This window comes from Arthrobacter sp. zg-Y895, from assembly GCF_020731025.1.
Taxonomy (GTDB): Bacteria; Actinomycetota; Actinomycetes; order Actinomycetales; family Micrococcaceae; genus Arthrobacter_B.
Genome location: NZ_JAJFZY010000004.1, coordinates 586,722 through 603,109, shown reverse-complemented (window position 1 = coordinate 603,109; position 16,388 = coordinate 586,722). Strand labels below are relative to the sequence as shown.

Below are 16,388 nucleotides of genomic sequence, written 5' to 3'. Positions count from 1 at the left end.
GCCCCGCGTCACCCAGGGGAGGGCGGGGCCGCCGTCGTCGGATTCCGGATCCCCAGAAACGCGACCGCCCCGGCCGCCAGGAACAGGACCGCGGTCACCAGCACCGTCTGCCGGAAACCCGGAAAGTCCAGGGCACCGCCGGACACGGTGCCGGCCAGCGCGATCGCAATCAGCCCGGCCACCCGCGAGACGGCATTGTTGACGGCGGACCCGATCCCGGCGTCGTCTTCGTTCAGCGCGCCGAGCACCGCGGAGGTCAGCGGCGCCACCATCAGCGCCAGGCCCAGCCCGCACAGCAGCAGCCCAGGCAGCAGCTCTGTGAGGAAATCCAGCGGCGGCTGGACCGTGAGCATCAGGAGGAACCCGGCCCCGCAGATCACCGGCCCGGCGGTCATAAACAGGCGCGGCCCGTAAATCCCGGCCAGCCTGCCGACGCGGGCGGACAGCAGCAGCATCGCCACCGGCAGCGGCAGGGCAGTGAAGCCGGCGGCCGTCGCGGAGAACCCGGCGGCCTCCTGCACGAAAACGGTCACGGCGAAGGTCCCCAGCGAGAGCCCGGCGTAGGCGCCCGCGGTAACCACGTTGCCGTAGCGGAAGTTCCGCGCCCGGAACAGGGACAGCGGCATCATCGGAGCCGGTGCCCGCGCCTCGCGCAGCACGAACAGCGCCAGGGCCAGCAGTCCTGCGGCCAGGGGGACGACGACGGCGGGATGCCCCCAGCCGAGCCGCTCCTGTTCGATCAATGCATAGACGGGACCGGCCAGTCCGGCGACCGCCAGCACGACGCCGGGCAGGTCGAACGCAACCCGCCTCGGTCCGCTGCTCTCCTGCAGACCGGTCATCAGCAACAGGCAGGCGGCCACCGGCAGGACGTTCACGGCGAAGATCAGCCGCCAGCTTCCCAAATCCACCAGCACCCCGCCCAGCAGCGGACCGATGATTGCGGCCGTACCCGTCCATGCCGTCCACCTGCCGATCGCGGCGGCCCGCGCCGCGTCGCGGTACGCCGTCGTAATGAGCGCCAGCGAACCGGGCACCAGCAGCGCGGCGGTGATGCCCTGGATGCCCCGGGCCAGAATCAGGACGCCGGGGGTCCACGCAAACGCGCAGGTGAGCGAGGAGAGCCCGAAGCCCAGGATGCCGATCCGCAGGATCCGCAGCCTGCCGAAGGAGTCCGAGAGCGAGCCGGCCAGCAGGATAAACGCACCCAGGGTGAGCAGATAGGCGTTCACGGTCCATTGCTGGGTGGGCAGGCCGCCGCCGAGTTCCCCGCTGATCGCAGGCAACGCCACGGTGACGATGGACCCGTCGAGGAACGCCACGAAGGTGGCGAGAATGGCGACGGCCAGCAGCCGGGTGTTGCCGGAGGGGCTGCTGGCCGCGCTGGTCATGAACGAATACTAGGGTGCCGGGCTCACCCGGTCCCGGGAAGCCATTCGTGCTCCCGGTCTTGGCAGCTGGTTAGCCAGCCTTGACGACCGCACGGCAGCTGCGCAGGAAGGAAGCGGCGAGGTCATCGCCGTCGGCGTCAAGGTAGCCGGCAATCATCGCGCCGCCGTGAAGAAGCATCAGATCCTGGGCCGCAGCGTCCGGGTCGGCGGGAGCCAGGGGGCGGACAATTTCCGTGTACGCAGCCTTGCACCATTCGCGGTGGTCCTTGATGGTTCTACGGACCGCACTGGCGGGATCCGGATATTCTGCTGCGGCGTTGATGAAGGGGCACCCGCGGAATCCGGGCTCGCACGACATCGCGCCTAAATGTTCCGCAATCAGTTGGAACGTTTTATCGGCATCTCCGCCTGCGTGTTCCATTGCAGCGCCGATTCCCTCGCGCTCAATCTTTGCCCGGCGTTCCAGATGGGCCACCACCAGGTCGTCCTTGCTTTTGAAATGCCGGTAGAAGGTCACTTTCGTTGTGCCGGCACGGTCGATCACCTTATCAACGCTGACCGCTCGCAGCCCCTCGGCATAGAACAGCTCAGTCGCGGCTTCGACGAGTCGTTCCCTCATCGATACCTTCACAGCCTCCGCCATGGTTTTCCTTCCCGTTGCCCTTGCGTGTCCCCGTGATCCACATTACGCTCCTTGTAAGTAGAGTGACTGGTCATTCTACCAGTCGCGAACGGCCTTCCGTGTGGACGCCGGGCGGCTTCAACTCCGATGAAAGGACAACCCAGATGTTCAACAATTCACCCCGAGTGGGGTCCACCGCCGATTCCGAGGCCGCCGAAACCGCCGCCGCCGAAAACCAGGGATTGCCGACCATCGTGCTTGTGCACGGTGCGTGGGCCGATTCCTCCAGCTGGGAGCCGGTGATCAACGAGCTCCTGCATGCAGGATTTCCCGTCCGGGCGGTTGCGAACCCGCTGCGGGGCGTGGAACATGACACGGCCTACCTAGCCAGCTACCTTGCGGCGATCGAGGGTCCCGTGGTGCTTGTGGGCCATTCGTACGGGGGTGCAATCATCACGAACGTCGATACGAGTGCGTTCGATGTACGGGCCCTCGTGTACATCGCGGCATTTATCCCGGTTGCGGGGGAGACGGTCGGCCAGCTGGCCGCCCAGTCTTCGACCCCGCTGCCCTTGGTGACAGTCGAGACACCGGGCGGGCCTGAGGTTCACATCAGCCCGGAGGGCTTCCGCGAGGCGTTCGCCGCCGACGTCGACCAGCGCACGGCAGGTGTCCTCGGCATCGTCCAGCGTCCTGCAAACGTCCGGGCGGTCGCGGAACCGATCAGCCGGGAGGCATTCCGCACCGTGCCCGCCTACGTACTCGTCACCACGGCGGACCGGGCCATCGACCCGGACGTGCAGCGGATGATGGCGCATCGTACCGGCGCGGCCGTCGTCGAGGTCGAGGCCTCCCATGCCGTCATGGTCAGCCTTCCCTCGACCGTCGCTGGTCTCATTCTCCAAGCCGCGACGTCGGCTGTAACCGTCCGATGACCCCTCACCAGACACCCCCTTCCCGCTTTCAAACACTTCAAACAGAACGGAACGTCATGACCACATCAACCATCCAGACCCCACCCGCGATCTCGCCGGTCCTACGGAAGCTGTACTTCGTCCGCTTCGGATTCGCCATCGTCTGGGCAGTCCTTATTGCCCTGACCGCCTCCACCCTCGGACCCGTCAGCATCGCCCTGCTCATCCTTTATCCGCTGTTCGACGTCGCGGCCGCCGTCGTCGACCACCGCGCCTCTCGCGCCTCCCGTCCCGGGCCATTGCTCCTGGTCAATATGGCACTCAGCCTGCTGACCGCCGTCGCCCTGGGCGTGGCCGTCACCTCGGGGGTTCCCGCAGTACTCGTCGTCTGGGGTGTCTGGGCTATTACCGCGGGCGCCGTCCAGCTCGCCGTAGCCATCTCCCGCCTGCGGCTGGGCGGGCAGTGGCCTATGATCCTCAGCGGCGGTATCTCCACCCTGGCCGGCACCGGATTCATTCTGATGTCCGGCACCTCCGCGGCGGCCCTCACCGGCGTCGCGGGATACGCCACCCTCGGCGGCGTGTTCTTCCTCCTCTCCGCCATCCGGCTGCAGCGTCTCGCGAAGGCAGGCACACGATGACCGGGACCGTTACGGACGTTATTGTTATCGGCGCCGGTCCCGTAGGGGAGAACGTTGCGGACCGGATAGTTGCCGGCGGCCTCAGTGCGGTGATTGTCGAATCCGAGCTGGTGGGCGGCGAGTGCTCCTACTGGGCTTGCATGCCTACCAAAGCGCTGCTGCGGGACGCCGCCGCACTCCGTGCGGTCCGGCAGCTGCCCGGCGCCGCCGCGGCAGTGACCGGCGGACTCGACGTCGATGCGGTGCTGGCCCGCCGGGACCGGTTCGCCTCGAACTGGAACGACGACGGCCAGGTCGCGTGGCTCCAACAGGCCGGCATCACCCTGGTCCGCGGGCACGGGCGGATCAGTGCCCCGCGGACCGTGGAGGTCACCGGCCGGGACGGCACGGTCAGCACGATCACGGCACGGCACGCCGTCGTCGTCGCCACCGGCACCAGCGCGGCACTTCCGCCGATCCCGGGACTGGCGGACGCCGCCCCCTGGACCAGCCGTGAAGCGGTGTCCGTGAAGAAAATCCCGGAGCGGCTCGCGATCATCGGCGGCGGCGTCGTCGGCACGGAAATGGCCACCGCCTTCAGCGCACTGGGCGCCGCGGTAACGCTCATCGCGCGCGACGGCGTCCTGCCGAGGGTCGAGCCGTACGCTGCCGAGCACGTTGTCGCGTCCCTCGAGAGCAGCGGGGTACGGGTGCTGATCGGCGCAAGCCCGAGCGAGGTGACCCGTGACGCGCGCGGCACCGTGCACGTAACCCTGGCCGGCGGCGGGAGTATCGACGCCGACGAGGTCCTGGTTGCCACGGGACGCAGGCCCAACACCGGCGACCTCGGGCTTGAACACCTCGGGCTCGCGGCCTCCGGCTCGCTGAGCGTGGACGAGACGCTCCGGGTGATCGGCCCCGACGGTACCGTGCCCGACGGCGGCTGGCTTTACGCGGCGGGCGACGTCAATGGTCGTGCGCTGCTCACCCACCAGGGGAAGTATCAGGCCCGGGCTGCGGGGGAGGCGATCGTTGCACGGGCAACCGGCGCCCCGGTTGAGGACTTCCCCTGGGGACGTCATGCGGCCACCGCCGACCTCCGGGCAGTTCCGCAGGTCATCTTCACCGACCCCGAGATTGCCTCCGCCGGCCTCACCCTGGCCGGCGCCGTCGACGCCGGGCTCCGGGTCCGTTCCGTGGAATACGACCTTGGATCGGTTGCCGGTGCTTCCCTGCATGCCGACGGCTATACCGGCCGCGCGAGCATGGTCATCAACGAGGACACCAACACGATTGTCGGGTTCACCGCCGTCGGACCTGACGTGACCGAACTGGTGCACGCGGCAACCATTGCGATCGCGGGGGAAGTGCCGATCGACCGGCTCTGGCATGCGGTTCCCGCCTATCCCACGATCAGTGAAATCTGGCTCCGGCTGCTGGAGACCGCGGCACGGTAGACAACGGTCCCACGTGCCCGGAAACTTCAACCACCCCGACCCCCCGAAAGGAAAGAATCCGATGCCCACCAAGATCACGTTCGTCATCGACAACCCCGCCGACCCCGACGCGTTTGAGACCGCCTACAAAGGCATCGCGGACAGCGCCAAACAGCTCCCGAAGCTGCGTCGTTACGAGGCCGGCAAGGTCTGGCCGAAGGAAAACGGCTCACCCACCCCTGCCCACCGGACGCTTGACCTGTACTTCGACAGCTATGAGGACGCCTCGGCTGCCGTGACAACACCTGCGGCCGCGGACCTCTTCGGTCAGCTTAAGGCCAGCGGAACCACCTTCATGGCCCTGTTCTCGGAGGTGGAAGAGAGCTAGGCGGCGCACGGTTTGCCCGCCTTGACCCCCTATCCGCTTGGTATCGATGCCCGTGTTCCCTCACCGGAACACGGGTATCGGGCTTTAAACCGTTCCGCGCATCCGCTCCACAGGGTCGGAGCTGCCCCGTAGTAGGCTTCGGGCCATGGGAACTCGGCGAAGCATCAGCAAATCGGATTACCGGCTTTACGCGCGGCCAGTGCCCGGGGAAAGCGGGGACTGGGTGGAAGTGGTGTCCGACGGCGGTGAACCTCCACAGGCGTCCAGTCGTACCACCCATACCGAAGCGGAATTCAGCGATGCGGGCGTTGACGGCGCCGCTGCTCAAGGGCCCCTCGAACCGGCTGCTGCCCCCAGGCGCCGGTCTAACCCCTATCTCTTTGCCGCGTGGGCGGTTGTGGCGATGATGCTTGTCCTTGGACTGATCTGGCTCTCCGGCAACCTCCAAATCACGTCGGCCATTTACAGCGGCGGCAGTGCAGTCACGAGTGCCCAGGACGTTGCGATGATGAACTTCCAGATGATGGGTGTGTATCTGCTGCCCTTCGGCCTGGCAGGCGCCCTTGCGCTGCTGATGCTTCAGGCTGTCGGCTACCGCCGCGACCGCCGGGGCTAAATAGGCGCCCGTCTCCTAGCCGGGGATCAGGCGGTAACTGATTCGCCAGTTCCTGCCCCCGCGGCGGGCTGCACCGATTCTGCTGCCGGTTTGGAAAAAACCTCCGCTGCGCAGCGGCAGGGATTTCCCAAACCGGCAGGCTTTTCCCATAACGGAGTGAATCCGCCCGGTCCGGAATAGTTAGACTGCTACTGCTGATCCTCCAGTAGGTCCGCCCGTTATCGATAGGTCTCAAAGTGTCAAAAGCGAAAGAAGTCCCCGGTGTGCAGCCGAGCGAGAGCCTCGTTCCGAAGGTGACCAGTTCATGGGTGCTGATGGGCATGCTGGGTGGCCCGGGCATTGGTCTTGTCCTCGCAGGTGTGGCTATGGACGAGACTGAGGGCGGTCCGGCAGAAGAGTTTTGGTTCGTAGTGGTCCTGGTTTTTCTTCTCGCTGCGTTTGTGGGTCTTGTTGTGTCGATCCCGCTTATCGTGAAACTTAGGAAGGCCATATCAGCAGCCAACCGGAACATTGCCGAATCCCTGCGCTGGCAATACGGGTTCACCGTTGACCGCCCGAAAACTCTGATCCTGACGGACAAGGCCCCCGTCCGGCTGAATCCCTTCGACATACCGGCGACCGACACATACGGGCGCCCGGTCAATATCCGGATCAGCCCGGATGAAACGGGTACCAAAGTGGTCGCCTCCATCTGCGAGGAACATCCCACTCCAGCGGCAAACCATCCCTACGAACGGCACTAGGCAGGGTTAACCGGCGAGGTCGTAGTGTGACACCGTGCGGTCACGCTCCAGTAGGTACCGATCGTCCTCGGGATAGAAGACGGCCCGGCCAACGTCGTCGCCCGCGAAAGCGCGAATAGCCTCGAGGGAAACCCACAGCGAAACCGTGACAATCTCGCTGCGTCCCTCTTCCAGGCTGCGGGTGAGGATCCAGGCACCGAGGTTGCCGGCCGTGGCGCGGTACTCGTCGATCCCGGTCACCCGAACGTATTCGACGTATGCCTCAAGGTCTTCGCTGCGGACAACACCGCGCCACGTCCGAACAACGCGCATTCCGGTCCTTCCCATTAGGGTACGTTTCCGGATCCGCCCGGCCCCGGGTGCAGGAGCCTAGCGCCGGCCGGGCTGGGCCGCCAGAGTGGGACGGTTGTCGGAGGGGGTGCCATTGACGCCCGTACAGCAACGGCGTAAGTTATCGACAATCGTTATTAACGAAAGTCGATATGGGGGAACCATGAAGCTGACGAAAAACACCGGCGCGCCGGCAGGCCAAAAGAGAATCGTTTCGCGAACGGACGCGACCGTATTCATGCTTGTGGCGGCATTGGGCGCGGTCGTGAGTACTGTCTTTTCAATCTCCGAAATCGTCGGGTACTTCACCGGCCCGGTGACGCTGGAGCTCCCGGTCAACGCGCAGGACCAGAGCGTGGACGGGCTGACGGCCGGAGTGAGCGCACACTACACAACACTGACAGCTACGGTTCCCGCTCTTCCCTCCGGTCCCGCAATGCTCCTCGCATGCTCTTCAGCGCTGCACCAAGCAGGTGTGCTCGCCGTCCTGGCGCTGGTATTCCTGCTGGCCTACCGGCTCCGCAGTGCGGTCCTGTTCACCGCGGTGTCCGTGAGAATCATCGGTGCCTGCGGTATCGTCCTGCTGCTGGTAGGGACGTTTAGCCAGGGCCTCTACGGCATCGCGGTGCCCCGCGTGGCGGACCTGGTTGTTATGGAGCGCCAGACGGGCGACGAACTGGTCCTCTTTGAAGGCACGCTGAGCCCCTGGCCGCTGGTGCTTAGCCTCGTCCTGATACTGGTTGCGGGAGTCTTCCAATACGGACGCCGGATTCAGCAGGATACGGATGGCCTGGTCTGATGCCGGCGGATGAATCCTCGAACATCCACTGCCGTCTTGACGAACTCCTGGAAGCCCGCGGCATGACGCTGACGGAACTGAGCCGGCAGGTCGGTGTCAGCCTCGTGAATCTGTCGGTCCTCAAGAACGACCGGGCCAAAGCCATCAGGTTCTCCACGTTGACCGCGATCTGCAATGCGCTGGACTGCGAGGTCGGGGATCTTTTGGTGATTCCCCGTCCCGCTTGAACATGTTCGGTTTAATCTTTGATCCGTGCGAATCCGCCGTACCGTTACAGTGCGACTGCTGAAGTTATAGTTCCGTGCGCCTTTTACCGTTAGGTCTCAAAGTGTCAAAAGCGAAAGAACTCCCCGGCGTACAGCCAAGCGAGAGCGTTGTTCCGAAGATGACCAACTCCGGGTTGCTGATCGGTCTGCTGCTGGGACCGCTCGGAGTTCTCATTGCCGCAAGCATCGCCATGGAAAATGCCGCCGGTGGGCAATGGGAAGACTTCTGGTTCGTCGTAATCCTTATTTCTCTGCTTGCTGCGGTTGTGGGTTTAATTGTCGCGATCCCGCTTGGCGTGAAACTTCGGAAGGCAATATCCACCGCCAACCGCAATATCGCGGAATCGCTGCGCTGGGAATACGGCTTCACCGTGGACCGCCCGAAAACCCTGATTCAGACCGATAAGGCAACGGTCGGCCTGAATCTCTACGACATACCGGCAACCGACCAGTACGGGCGGCCGGTCAATATTCGGATTCGCCCGGATGAAACGGGCACCAAAGTTGTCGCCTCCATCTGCGAAGAACATCCCACTCCCGCGGCAAATCATCGATACCGTAGGCACTGAACTAAGCCTGCGGCGCCTTTCTCGCTTCCTGCAGGGATGCCCGCAGCGCGGGATCGGACGCCGCGTCTGCAGCCGTCCAAGCCAGAGCCAGGGCGGCATCCAGCACGGCAGCATCGGCCGCCGGCCCCTGTGTCTCCGCGGCAAAGCCCGCGGTATGCGGCGCGGCCGTGGCCCCCAGTACGGCGATCACCGGGTGAATCGCGGGCAGCGCGTGCGAGACGTTGCCCATGTCCGTGGAGCCGCCTCCGCCTCCGGGCGGCCGCACCAGCGTGCGGCCGGTCGCAGCCAGGTTCCGGTTCCAGAGACCGAGCAGTTCCTTGTGCTGGCGCACCGGCAGATAGGCGGGGGAATCCTGGTCCCAGGACCAGCTGCACCCGGTAGCCAGCGCAGAGCCTTCACAGGCGAGCAGGACCCGTGTCTTGGTGTCGTGCTGCACATCTGCATCAAGGGCGCGGACTTCGAGTAACAACTCCGCATAGTCGGGGATGACGTTGATGGCCGATCCGCCCGCCGGCACCAGCGCGTTGATCCGCACGCCGTCGGGCAGCTGCTGGCGCAGCAGGCCGATGGCCACCTGCGCCACGGTTGCCGCATTGAGTGCATTGACGCCGTCAGCCGGTGCCGCAGCCGCGTGCGAGGCCTTGCCCCGGAACTTCACCCGGAACCGGTCGCAGCCCTGCGAGGACGTGCCGCTGCAGTCCAGATCCACGCCCGGCGTCGGGTGGGCCATCAGGGCGATGTCGGCGGCAGCGAAGGCGCCGGCTTCGAGCATCAGGACCTTCCCGCCGCCCTCTTCTTCTGCTGGGGTGCCGAGCAGGACCACGGTCAGATCCAAGTCCGCGGCCACCGCAGCGAGCGAAAGGGCGGCGCCCACCGCCGAGGCGGCAATAATGTTGTGCCCGCAGGCATGTCCGATTCCCGGCAGCGCATCGTATTCGGCGCAGATCACCACCCGGAAGGATCCGGTGCCATACACCGCCTCGATCGCGGTCGGCAGCCCGTAACAGCCCACAGTCGTCGAAAAACCCTCCTCCCGAAGCAGGTCGGCCACCCGCGCCGCAGACCGGTGCTCGGCGAACGCCACCTCCGGGTCGGCGTGCAGTGCGGCGGACAGGGCCAGGAGTGCCTGCCGGTGTCGCTCTAAGCGTTCGGAGATGGCAACGGTGACCGGCGTCGTCGTGGTGCTCATGCGGTGCGTTCCCCCTGGGCGGAAGCGGGCAGGGCGGTGTCGGCGGCCGGGACCGTGTCCTGGGCAGCTCCGTCGTTGCCGCGGAAGCGCAGGGCCACCAGGGCCAGAGCCAGGGCCAGAGCCGCGCAGATCCCCCAGACGGACAGGTAGGACGCGTTGGCAGAGGCGACGGTGGTTTCGCCGTCGATCTGCAGGGTGACCAGGAACGCGGACATCACCAGCGCGAACACGGCTCCGCCCACCGACCCGGCAGCGGTGCGGGAGGTGTTGTAGAGGGCCGAGGCGACGGCGACGGAGTCTGCCGGCGCCTTCTTCACCACGATGGCAGGCAGGACGCCGAGTATCAGACCGTTGCCGAAAGCGCCGAGCAGCATCGCGGCCAGGAAGGGCACCGTGCTGGTGGAGAAGCCGATCATGGCCACGTAGGAGACCACACCCAGCAGCGCCCCGAGGACCACTGTGGATTTGGCGGTGATCCGCGCCGCGATTCGGTCGCCGAGGGTGGCGCCGGCGAAGCTGGCCAGCGCCAGAACCAGGAAGAGGACGCCGACGGTGGCTTCGGAGAGGCCCAGGCCGAAGCCGTGCGTATCGGGATCGTTGAGGATGAACAACGAGCCGGCGGTCTGGGAACCGAACATCTGCGCACCGAACAGGGACGCGCCCAGGATAGGCAGGCCGATCCCCGACGTCGTGAGGACGTGCAGGTCCACGAGCGGGTAGCGGACTTTGCGCTCGACCGTCACCCAGAGCACCAGGACCGCCAGCCCGAAAGCGATCGAGCCGAGCGTCAGGCCCGAGGTCCACCCCCAGCTGCTGGCGTTGGCGATGCCCAGCAGGGTGGAGAGCAGGCCGGTGGTGAGCAGGGCAGCGCCGGCCCAGTCCACGGTGCCCGCGCTGCGGGTGGTAGTCTCCGGAACCAGCCAGGCCACGACCGGGATGCAGAGGAACATAAACACCGCCGGGACCAGCAGGACGATGGTCAGGTTGTCCACCACGGAGAGCAGGATGCCCGAAACCATGGCGCCGATGGCGCCGCCCACGGTCAGGGCACCAACCAGTTTGGCGATACTGCGGCCGGCGGTGTCCTCGCTGCGGCTGCGGACGATGGCGAATTCCAGCGGCAGGAAGGCCGCGAGCGGTGCCTGCAGTGCCCGGCCGAGCAGCAGCACTCCGAAGCTGGGGGCAAACGCCACGATCACCGACCCGACCGCCACCAGGCAGACCGTGACCAGCAGCATCCGCTTGTGCCCGTAGAGGTCGCCGAGCTTGCCGAGGACCGGCACAAAAGCGACGGTCATCAGCAGATAGACCACGCTGACCCAGTTCAGGGCGGCGTCGTCCACCGAGAAGTCCTCGCCGATGCGGGCCAGCAGGGGCGGAAACCAGCCCTGCAACAGCCCGGAGCCGAACTCCATAACAATCAGGAAGCCGACGGCGCCGCCGGCCGCCTTGGTACTGGTGCTGGGGGAGGACTTCATGCTCATCCGTTCCGGAAGTAGTGACGCGCGATGGTATCGTCCTGCCAAAGTACCGACGGTGCACGCCGGGCTCGAAGAAAATGCCGATTGTTTCGCCAAAATGAGGGTGGCATGCCGGAAAGTTCCCTGAATCCGCTAGATCTGCGGATTATCAACGCGCTCCAGGTCTATCCCCGCGCACCCTGGACCCAGCTGGCGCCGATCCTCGGCGCGGACGCCGCCACCCTGAACCGCCGCTGGCGGGACCTGCACGCGTCCGGCACGGCGTGGATCAGCACCTTCGACACGGGCAGCTGGGAGGCGGGGGCGCTGGTCGAGATCAGCTGCCATTCCGGTGCCAACCTGCGTGTGGCTGCGGCGCTGGCCGAGACCCCGGAGGCGATCGGCGTCGACCTCACCGCCGGCGGGCGCGACATCGTGGCCACCATTGCGGCCTCCAGCGAAGCGGCGCTGTGGGCGTATCTGCTGGACGAGCTGCCGCTGGTCGACGGCATTGAATCGGTCCGGAGCCATCCGATAGCCCGGAACGTGTTCGACGGCAGCGCCTGGCGGGTGCGGGCCCTGGACGCCGTGGAAGCATCCCGGGTGCAGGCCCTGCACCCTGCCGCCGGCGGGCGTGGGGGCGGGCGCAACGCGGAGCTGGAACGGGAGATCATCGCCGTCCTGAACCAGGACGGGCGGGCCACCGCGACGGCGATCGGCAGCGCGCTGGGTGAAAGCGCTCGGCACATCCGCGAAACCCTGGCGCAGATGTCCGCGTCCGGGCGGCTGCACCAGCGCACCGACCTGGTCCGCGGCGCCTCGGGCTGGCCGGTGAGCGCCTGGTATTTCCTTCGTGTGCCGGCCTCCAAACTCGACGCCGTGGCCACCCGGCTGCCGCATCTGGACGAACTGCGGATCGTCTCGCACACGGTGGGACCGTATGACCTGATTATGGGCGTGTGGCTCAAGAGCCTGGCCGAGGTGCAGCGGCTGGAGCAGCATCTGGAGGTGAAGCTCTCCGGGGTCTCGACGGCGGACCGGTCAGTGGTCCTGCGCAGCGTCAAGCAGCTCGGGCAGATCCTGGACCACCGCGGGCGGGCCACCGGGCGGAGCAACCTGCACGCGGTGTAGGGCCTCAGCCCTCCAGATCGTAAACCTGAGCCGGGTCGCGCTCGAGGATACGGTCCCGCATTTCGCGCTTGAGGACCTCCAAGTGGGCCAGCTCGGCTGGGGTTCTCTCCGGCTTCGCGGTGAGCTCGATGAACTCGTCCGCGACGATGCCCGCATTCCGGATCACGCAGGTGACGGTTGCATCCCCGGCGGTCAGCTCGAAGACATAGCGGGCCAGGGTGTTGCCGCGCTCGGGACGGGCCAGTTCCGGCAGTACGGCGTAGCGGTCGCCGGTGACCGCGCGGGTCACGAGTTCGAAGGCGTCCCGGGCGCCGGGACCGCCGAAGGGGGTGCGGATCCGGATCTCGCGGCGCTCGACGCGGCCGCCGGGGGTGCGGGCTGCCAGTTCCGGCAATGCCCGGCCGAGTGCTGCGAAGGCGTGCGCGACGCCGCCGGGGAAGCCGGGCCCGTGGTACTTCATGCAGTCGGCGAAGGTGAAGTCCAGCTGCACCCCGTCCTCCCACACGGTGAGGGTGCGCTCGGGGTTCGGGATCGGCATCGGTTCTGGACGTTCGGGGTTTGCTGCATGCTTGCTCATGTGGGGTTTACTCTCGGTGCTTTGGTGTTGGTGGGGGAGCCGTCAATTCTATCGAACTCCCGGGTGGCCGCGGAAAGGCGGGGAACGGGCGTCGCCGACGAGCAGCCCGACTCACCCGGGCCTGTTCCGGTCAGCAGCATTCAGCCGCGCCGCCTGCAGGGTCAGGTGGTCGCGCTCGGCCAGGTTCGGCGCCAGCAGCGCCGCCTCCGCGTATAGCCGCGCGGCCTGTTCGACGTCGCCGCCCTTCTCATGCAGGTACGCCAGAGCCGCGGTGTGCCGGGGGAGCAACGGATCCAGTTCCGCCAGCGCGGCCAGGCCGGAGCGCGGCCCGTCCGCCTCCCCGACGGCGACGGCCCGGTTCAACAGGGCGACCGGGCTGCCCGTGAGCCGGACCAGTTCGTCGTACCACTGGACAATCTGCGGCCAATCGGTGTCCTCCGCCTTCTGGGCGTCCGCGTGCAGGGCCGCAATGGCAGCCTGGGCCTGGTACTCGCCCAGCCGGTCACGGGCCAGGGCACGCTGCAGGATGGCCACGCCCTCAATGATTCCCCGGGTATCCCAGCGGCTGCGGTCCTGCTGGGCCAGCGGAACAAGCCGTCCGCCGTCGTCGGTCCGTGCAGCCCGGCGGGCGTGGTGCAGCAGCATAAGCGCCAGCAGTCCCCGCACCTCCGGATGGTCGACGGCGGCGGCCAACTGGCGCGTGAGGCGGATGGCTTCGGCGGCCAGGTCGACGTCGCCCGAGTAGCCCTCGTTGAAGACCAGGTACAGCACCCGCAGCACGGTGTCGATGTCGCCGGGGGTGTCGAAGCGGACGCCGGCCACGGTCCGTTTGGCCCGGCTGATCCGCTGCGCCATGGTCGCCTCGCCCACCAGATACGCGGCGGCGATCTGCCGGGTGGTCAGCCCGCCCACGGCACGCAGTGTCAACGCCACCGCCGAGGACGGGGACAGCGACGGGTGGGCGCAGAGGAAATACAGCTGCAGCGTGTCGTCAGTGGAAGCGACGACGCCGGGCGCGGGTTCGCCGTCGACCTTTAGTTCACGACGGCGGCGGGACGACTCCGCGCGGGCGGCATCAAGGAACTTGCGCCACGCGGCGGTGACCAGCCAGCCCTTGGGATCCCGAGGCGGATTCTCCGGCCACGTGCGCAAGGCTTCGAGCAGGGCGTCCTGCACCGCGTCCTCGGCCGCCGCGAAGTCGGCTCCGCGGCGGACGAGGACGGCGATGACCTGCGGGGTGAGGACCCGCAGCCGGCTTTCCTCCACGAGCGGTTATTCCGTGATCGTGACGGGCGCGGCCAGGAACGGACGGACCTCGATCCACTCGTGCAGCGGTTTGCCGCCGGCGGCCGGTGCTGCGGACAGCTCTCCGGCCAGTTCGAGCGCGCGGTCATAGCCGTCCACGTCGATGGCGAACCAGCCGGCGATCAGGTCCTTGGTTTCCACGAACGGACCGTCGGTCACCGGGGGCCGGCCCTCGCCGTCGTACCGTACGAAGGTTCCTTCGGGGGAGAGGGCCTGGCCCTCCACGTATTCGCCGTTGGCCTGCAGCCGTTCGGCAAAGTCCTCCATGAACTGCATGTGGGCCGCGACTTCGTCAGGTGTCCACTGGTCCATCGGTACGTTGTTGAGCGCTTCCGGTGCGCCGCGGTAGTGCTTGAGCAACAGGTACTTGGCCATGACGGTCTCCCTTGTTCAACTGCAACTGTTCCCCCACGACACAGCCATTGTGGCTGTGTTCGTACCGGGGACGGAACGGGGGAGGGGATTTCGACATGACGGCGCGGGGCAGGTTCCGCGGCCGACTCCGCGGGTTTCGGCGGAGCCTTTGCAGCTGTGCCCGGCGGGCGTAGCGTCAATAGGCGTGAGTGAAGAAGTTTCGCTGCCGTTGCGTCTGGCCCGGGCCGTGGGCACCAGCCCGGTCTCGGAACGCGTTGCCGCCGCGCAGGAGTTCCTCTATAAGCCGGTTCTCGAGTGGGCGCGGAAAAGCCCGTTCCATACCGGCGTCCTGGGCCACTCGATCCATCCGCCGCTCACCGATCTGACGCTTGGCTGCTGGGGCAGCGCGTCGATCCTTGATCTGGCGGGCGGACCCCAGTCACGGCACGGTGCCACCGTCCTGGTGGGCGCGGGGCTGGCCGCGGCCGTGCCCACCGCTATCGCCGGCGCCAGCGACTGGGCGGGAATGACCGGCGACGCGCGTCGAATCGGCGCCGTTCATGCTCTGGGGACCGATGTGGCTGTGTTTGCCAACCTCGGATCACTGATCGCCCGGACCCGCGGCCGGCACGGGCTGGGTGTGGCCCTGGCCCTTGCGGGCAATGCGGTTCTGGCGGGTTCCGGGTTCCTGGGCGGGCATCTGGCGCTCAACCGCGGCACGGCGCGTCGGGTACCTTCCGCCGCCTGACGGGTTTGCGGGCGGGACCGGGCCTCAAGCGAGAACCCAGGAACGCCGCCGCATCCGCTGCCACCTGTTCCGGGCATTCCCACAAGACCAAGTGGGCGGCATCGGGATAGATCTTCAGTTCTGCGCCGTCAATTTTGGCGGCCAGGGTGTCCTGGTCTGCGCGGGGGAGCAGGCTGTCCTGCCCGCCCCACAGGATCAGCGTGGGAACCTCGATGGCTCCCGTTTCGGTCGGCGGCACGGCCGAGTACAAGCCACGCAGGCTCAGCTTCCACGCGTGCGCGGGCATCTTGACGCCGTCGCGCACCCGGTCCTCGATGAACCGCGGGGGAACCTCTTGGATGAGGGGAAACCAGGCGAGGAAACCGCGCACCCAGTCCTCGGCGACGGGATCAGTCAGGCCGTCGACGTCGTCGGCGAACCCGGGGCGGCCCTTCAGAGTCAAAGGGGCGCCCACCAGCACAAGCGCCGCCACCCGGTCGGGGTGCTCCACAGCTAGTTGCTGGGCCACATAGCCACCGCTCGAGGAGCCAAGGACCGACGCCGTCGGCACCTCCAGCGCATCCAGAACCGCGGCGGCATCCTCGGCTTGCTCCGCCAGCGAGTATCCGCCCTGCGGTTTGTCGGCATCGCCCTGGCCGCGGAGGTCCGGAGCGTAAATCCGGAAGCCGGCCAAACCGGGCAACAGGCGGTCAAAGCTCCGGCGGGATTCAGCCCAGGCATGCAACAGCAATACCGGTGGTGCATCGGCGTCGCCCTGGACCAGGCAGGGCACCGTGATGCCGGTGTGAAGCGGAAGATTCCGGACTTCGGATTCCATAGCTCAGGGTACGCCGCGCAGGGCGGCGAATTCGATGGGATCTTGGTTCCCAACAACCGTTGACAGCAATTAGTCCAGTCGCTTTACTTATCCGCACGGCGGCTGATATCTAC

General features: G+C 66.9%; 20 protein-coding genes. 11 read left to right on the top strand and 9 right to left on the bottom strand.

Annotation, left to right across the window (positions count from 1 at the left end):
• Positions 1–8 precede the first annotated feature (8 nt).
• A complete protein-coding gene (locus tag LJ760_RS09520; protein WP_227922133.1) occupies positions 9–1,391 on the bottom strand; it encodes an MFS transporter in 1,383 nt (460 codons plus the stop codon).
• A gap of 70 nt (positions 1,392–1,461) precedes the next feature.
• On the bottom strand, positions 1,462–2,034 hold the full coding sequence (locus tag LJ760_RS09515) for a TetR/AcrR family transcriptional regulator (protein ID WP_227922132.1): 573 nt from the start codon (positions 2,032–2,034) through the stop codon (positions 1,462–1,464).
• 143 nt (positions 2,035–2,177) lie between these two features.
• Here LJ760_RS09515 and LJ760_RS09510 point away from each other — a divergent pair, with 143 nt between their 5' ends.
• The 6 genes from LJ760_RS09510 to LJ760_RS09485 all read left to right on the top strand — a co-directional run bounded on the left by LJ760_RS09510 (position 2,178) and on the right by LJ760_RS09485 (position 6,730).
• Positions 2,178–2,948 (top strand): alpha/beta fold hydrolase, encoded by a 771-nt coding sequence (locus LJ760_RS09510; RefSeq protein WP_227922131.1) that lies wholly within the window; start codon positions 2,178–2,180, stop codon positions 2,946–2,948.
• A gap of 56 nt (positions 2,949–3,004) precedes the next feature.
• Entirely contained in the window at positions 3,005–3,568 is a 564-nt protein-coding gene (locus tag LJ760_RS09505) for a hypothetical protein (protein WP_227922130.1), read from the top strand.
• A complete protein-coding gene (locus tag LJ760_RS09500) occupies positions 3,565–5,004 on the top strand; it encodes a dihydrolipoyl dehydrogenase family protein (RefSeq protein ID WP_227922128.1) in 1,440 nt (479 codons plus the stop codon). The genes LJ760_RS09505 and LJ760_RS09500 overlap by 4 nt, the downstream gene beginning before the upstream one ends.
• A gap of 61 nt (positions 5,005–5,065) precedes the next feature.
• Positions 5,066–5,371, top strand: coding sequence for an EthD family reductase (locus LJ760_RS09495; RefSeq protein WP_227922127.1), 306 nt, complete (start codon positions 5,066–5,068; stop codon positions 5,369–5,371).
• 145 nt (positions 5,372–5,516) lie between these two features.
• Positions 5,517–5,987: a hypothetical protein gene (locus tag LJ760_RS09490; protein ID WP_227922126.1), complete on the top strand. Its 471-nt coding sequence runs from the start codon at positions 5,517–5,519 to the stop codon at positions 5,985–5,987.
• Positions 5,988–6,223: 236 nt separating this feature from the next.
• Positions 6,224–6,730: a LapA family protein gene (locus LJ760_RS09485; RefSeq protein WP_227922125.1), complete on the top strand. Its 507-nt coding sequence runs from the start codon at positions 6,224–6,226 to the stop codon at positions 6,728–6,730.
• A 6-nt stretch (positions 6,731–6,736) separates the two neighbouring features.
• Here LJ760_RS09485 and LJ760_RS09480 read toward each other — a convergent pair whose 3' ends face one another.
• Positions 6,737–7,042, bottom strand: coding sequence for a hypothetical protein (locus LJ760_RS09480; RefSeq protein ID WP_227922124.1), 306 nt, complete (start codon positions 7,040–7,042; stop codon positions 6,737–6,739).
• A 283-nt stretch (positions 7,043–7,325) separates the two neighbouring features.
• Here LJ760_RS09480 and LJ760_RS09475 point away from each other — a divergent pair, with 283 nt between their 5' ends.
• The 3 genes from LJ760_RS09475 to LJ760_RS09465 all read left to right on the top strand — a co-directional run bounded on the left by LJ760_RS09475 (position 7,326) and on the right by LJ760_RS09465 (position 8,694).
• Positions 7,326–7,859, top strand: a complete 534-nt coding sequence (locus tag LJ760_RS09475; protein WP_227922123.1) for a hypothetical protein — start codon at positions 7,326–7,328, stop codon at positions 7,857–7,859.
• Entirely contained in the window at positions 7,859–8,086 is a 228-nt protein-coding gene (locus LJ760_RS09470) for a helix-turn-helix domain-containing protein (protein WP_227922121.1), read from the top strand. The genes LJ760_RS09475 and LJ760_RS09470 overlap by 1 nt, the downstream gene beginning before the upstream one ends.
• A 101-nt stretch (positions 8,087–8,187) precedes the next feature.
• A complete protein-coding gene (locus LJ760_RS09465) occupies positions 8,188–8,694 on the top strand; it encodes a hypothetical protein (RefSeq protein WP_227922120.1) in 507 nt (168 codons plus the stop codon).
• 1 nt (position 8,695) lies between these two features.
• On the opposite strand, the gene LJ760_RS09460 is transcribed toward LJ760_RS09465, so the two are convergent.
• Both LJ760_RS09460 and LJ760_RS09455 read right to left on the bottom strand, forming a co-directional pair.
• A complete protein-coding gene (locus LJ760_RS09460; RefSeq protein WP_227922119.1) occupies positions 8,696–9,883 on the bottom strand; it encodes an amidohydrolase in 1,188 nt (395 codons plus the stop codon).
• Entirely contained in the window at positions 9,880–11,361 is a 1,482-nt protein-coding gene (locus tag LJ760_RS09455) for an MFS transporter (protein WP_227922118.1), read from the bottom strand. The genes LJ760_RS09460 and LJ760_RS09455 overlap by 4 nt, the downstream gene beginning before the upstream one ends.
• A 111-nt stretch (positions 11,362–11,472) precedes the next feature.
• Here LJ760_RS09455 and LJ760_RS09450 point away from each other — a divergent pair, with 111 nt between their 5' ends.
• Positions 11,473–12,474, top strand: a complete 1,002-nt coding sequence (locus LJ760_RS09450) for an Lrp/AsnC family transcriptional regulator (RefSeq protein ID WP_227922117.1) — start codon at positions 11,473–11,475, stop codon at positions 12,472–12,474.
• A gap of 4 nt (positions 12,475–12,478) precedes the next feature.
• Here the strand turns inward: LJ760_RS09450 and LJ760_RS09445 are convergent, their stop codons facing one another.
• The 3 genes from LJ760_RS09445 to LJ760_RS09435 form a co-directional block, all read right to left on the bottom strand.
• The gene (locus LJ760_RS09445) at positions 12,479–13,051 is read right to left on the bottom strand and encodes a hypothetical protein (RefSeq protein WP_227922114.1); all 573 of its coding nucleotides are present in this window, start codon (positions 13,049–13,051) and stop codon (positions 12,479–12,481) included.
• A 111-nt stretch (positions 13,052–13,162) separates the two neighbouring features.
• Positions 13,163–14,317: an RNA polymerase sigma factor gene (locus tag LJ760_RS09440; RefSeq protein ID WP_227922112.1), complete on the bottom strand. Its 1,155-nt coding sequence runs from the start codon at positions 14,315–14,317 to the stop codon at positions 13,163–13,165.
• A 6-nt stretch (positions 14,318–14,323) separates the two neighbouring features.
• Positions 14,324–14,731 (bottom strand): YciI family protein, encoded by a 408-nt coding sequence (locus tag LJ760_RS09435; RefSeq protein WP_227922109.1) that lies wholly within the window; start codon positions 14,729–14,731, stop codon positions 14,324–14,326.
• Positions 14,732–14,915: 184 nt separating this feature from the next.
• Here LJ760_RS09435 and LJ760_RS09430 point away from each other — a divergent pair, with 184 nt between their 5' ends.
• On the top strand, positions 14,916–15,458 hold the full coding sequence (locus LJ760_RS09430) for a DUF2231 domain-containing protein (RefSeq protein ID WP_227922107.1): 543 nt from the start codon (positions 14,916–14,918) through the stop codon (positions 15,456–15,458).
• Here the strand turns inward: LJ760_RS09430 and LJ760_RS09425 are convergent.
• Positions 15,418–16,275: an alpha/beta fold hydrolase gene (locus LJ760_RS09425; RefSeq protein ID WP_227922097.1), complete on the bottom strand. Its 858-nt coding sequence runs from the start codon at positions 16,273–16,275 to the stop codon at positions 15,418–15,420. The two genes, LJ760_RS09430 and LJ760_RS09425, sit on opposite strands and share 41 nt — an antisense overlap.
• Positions 16,276–16,388: the final 113 nt, after the last annotated feature.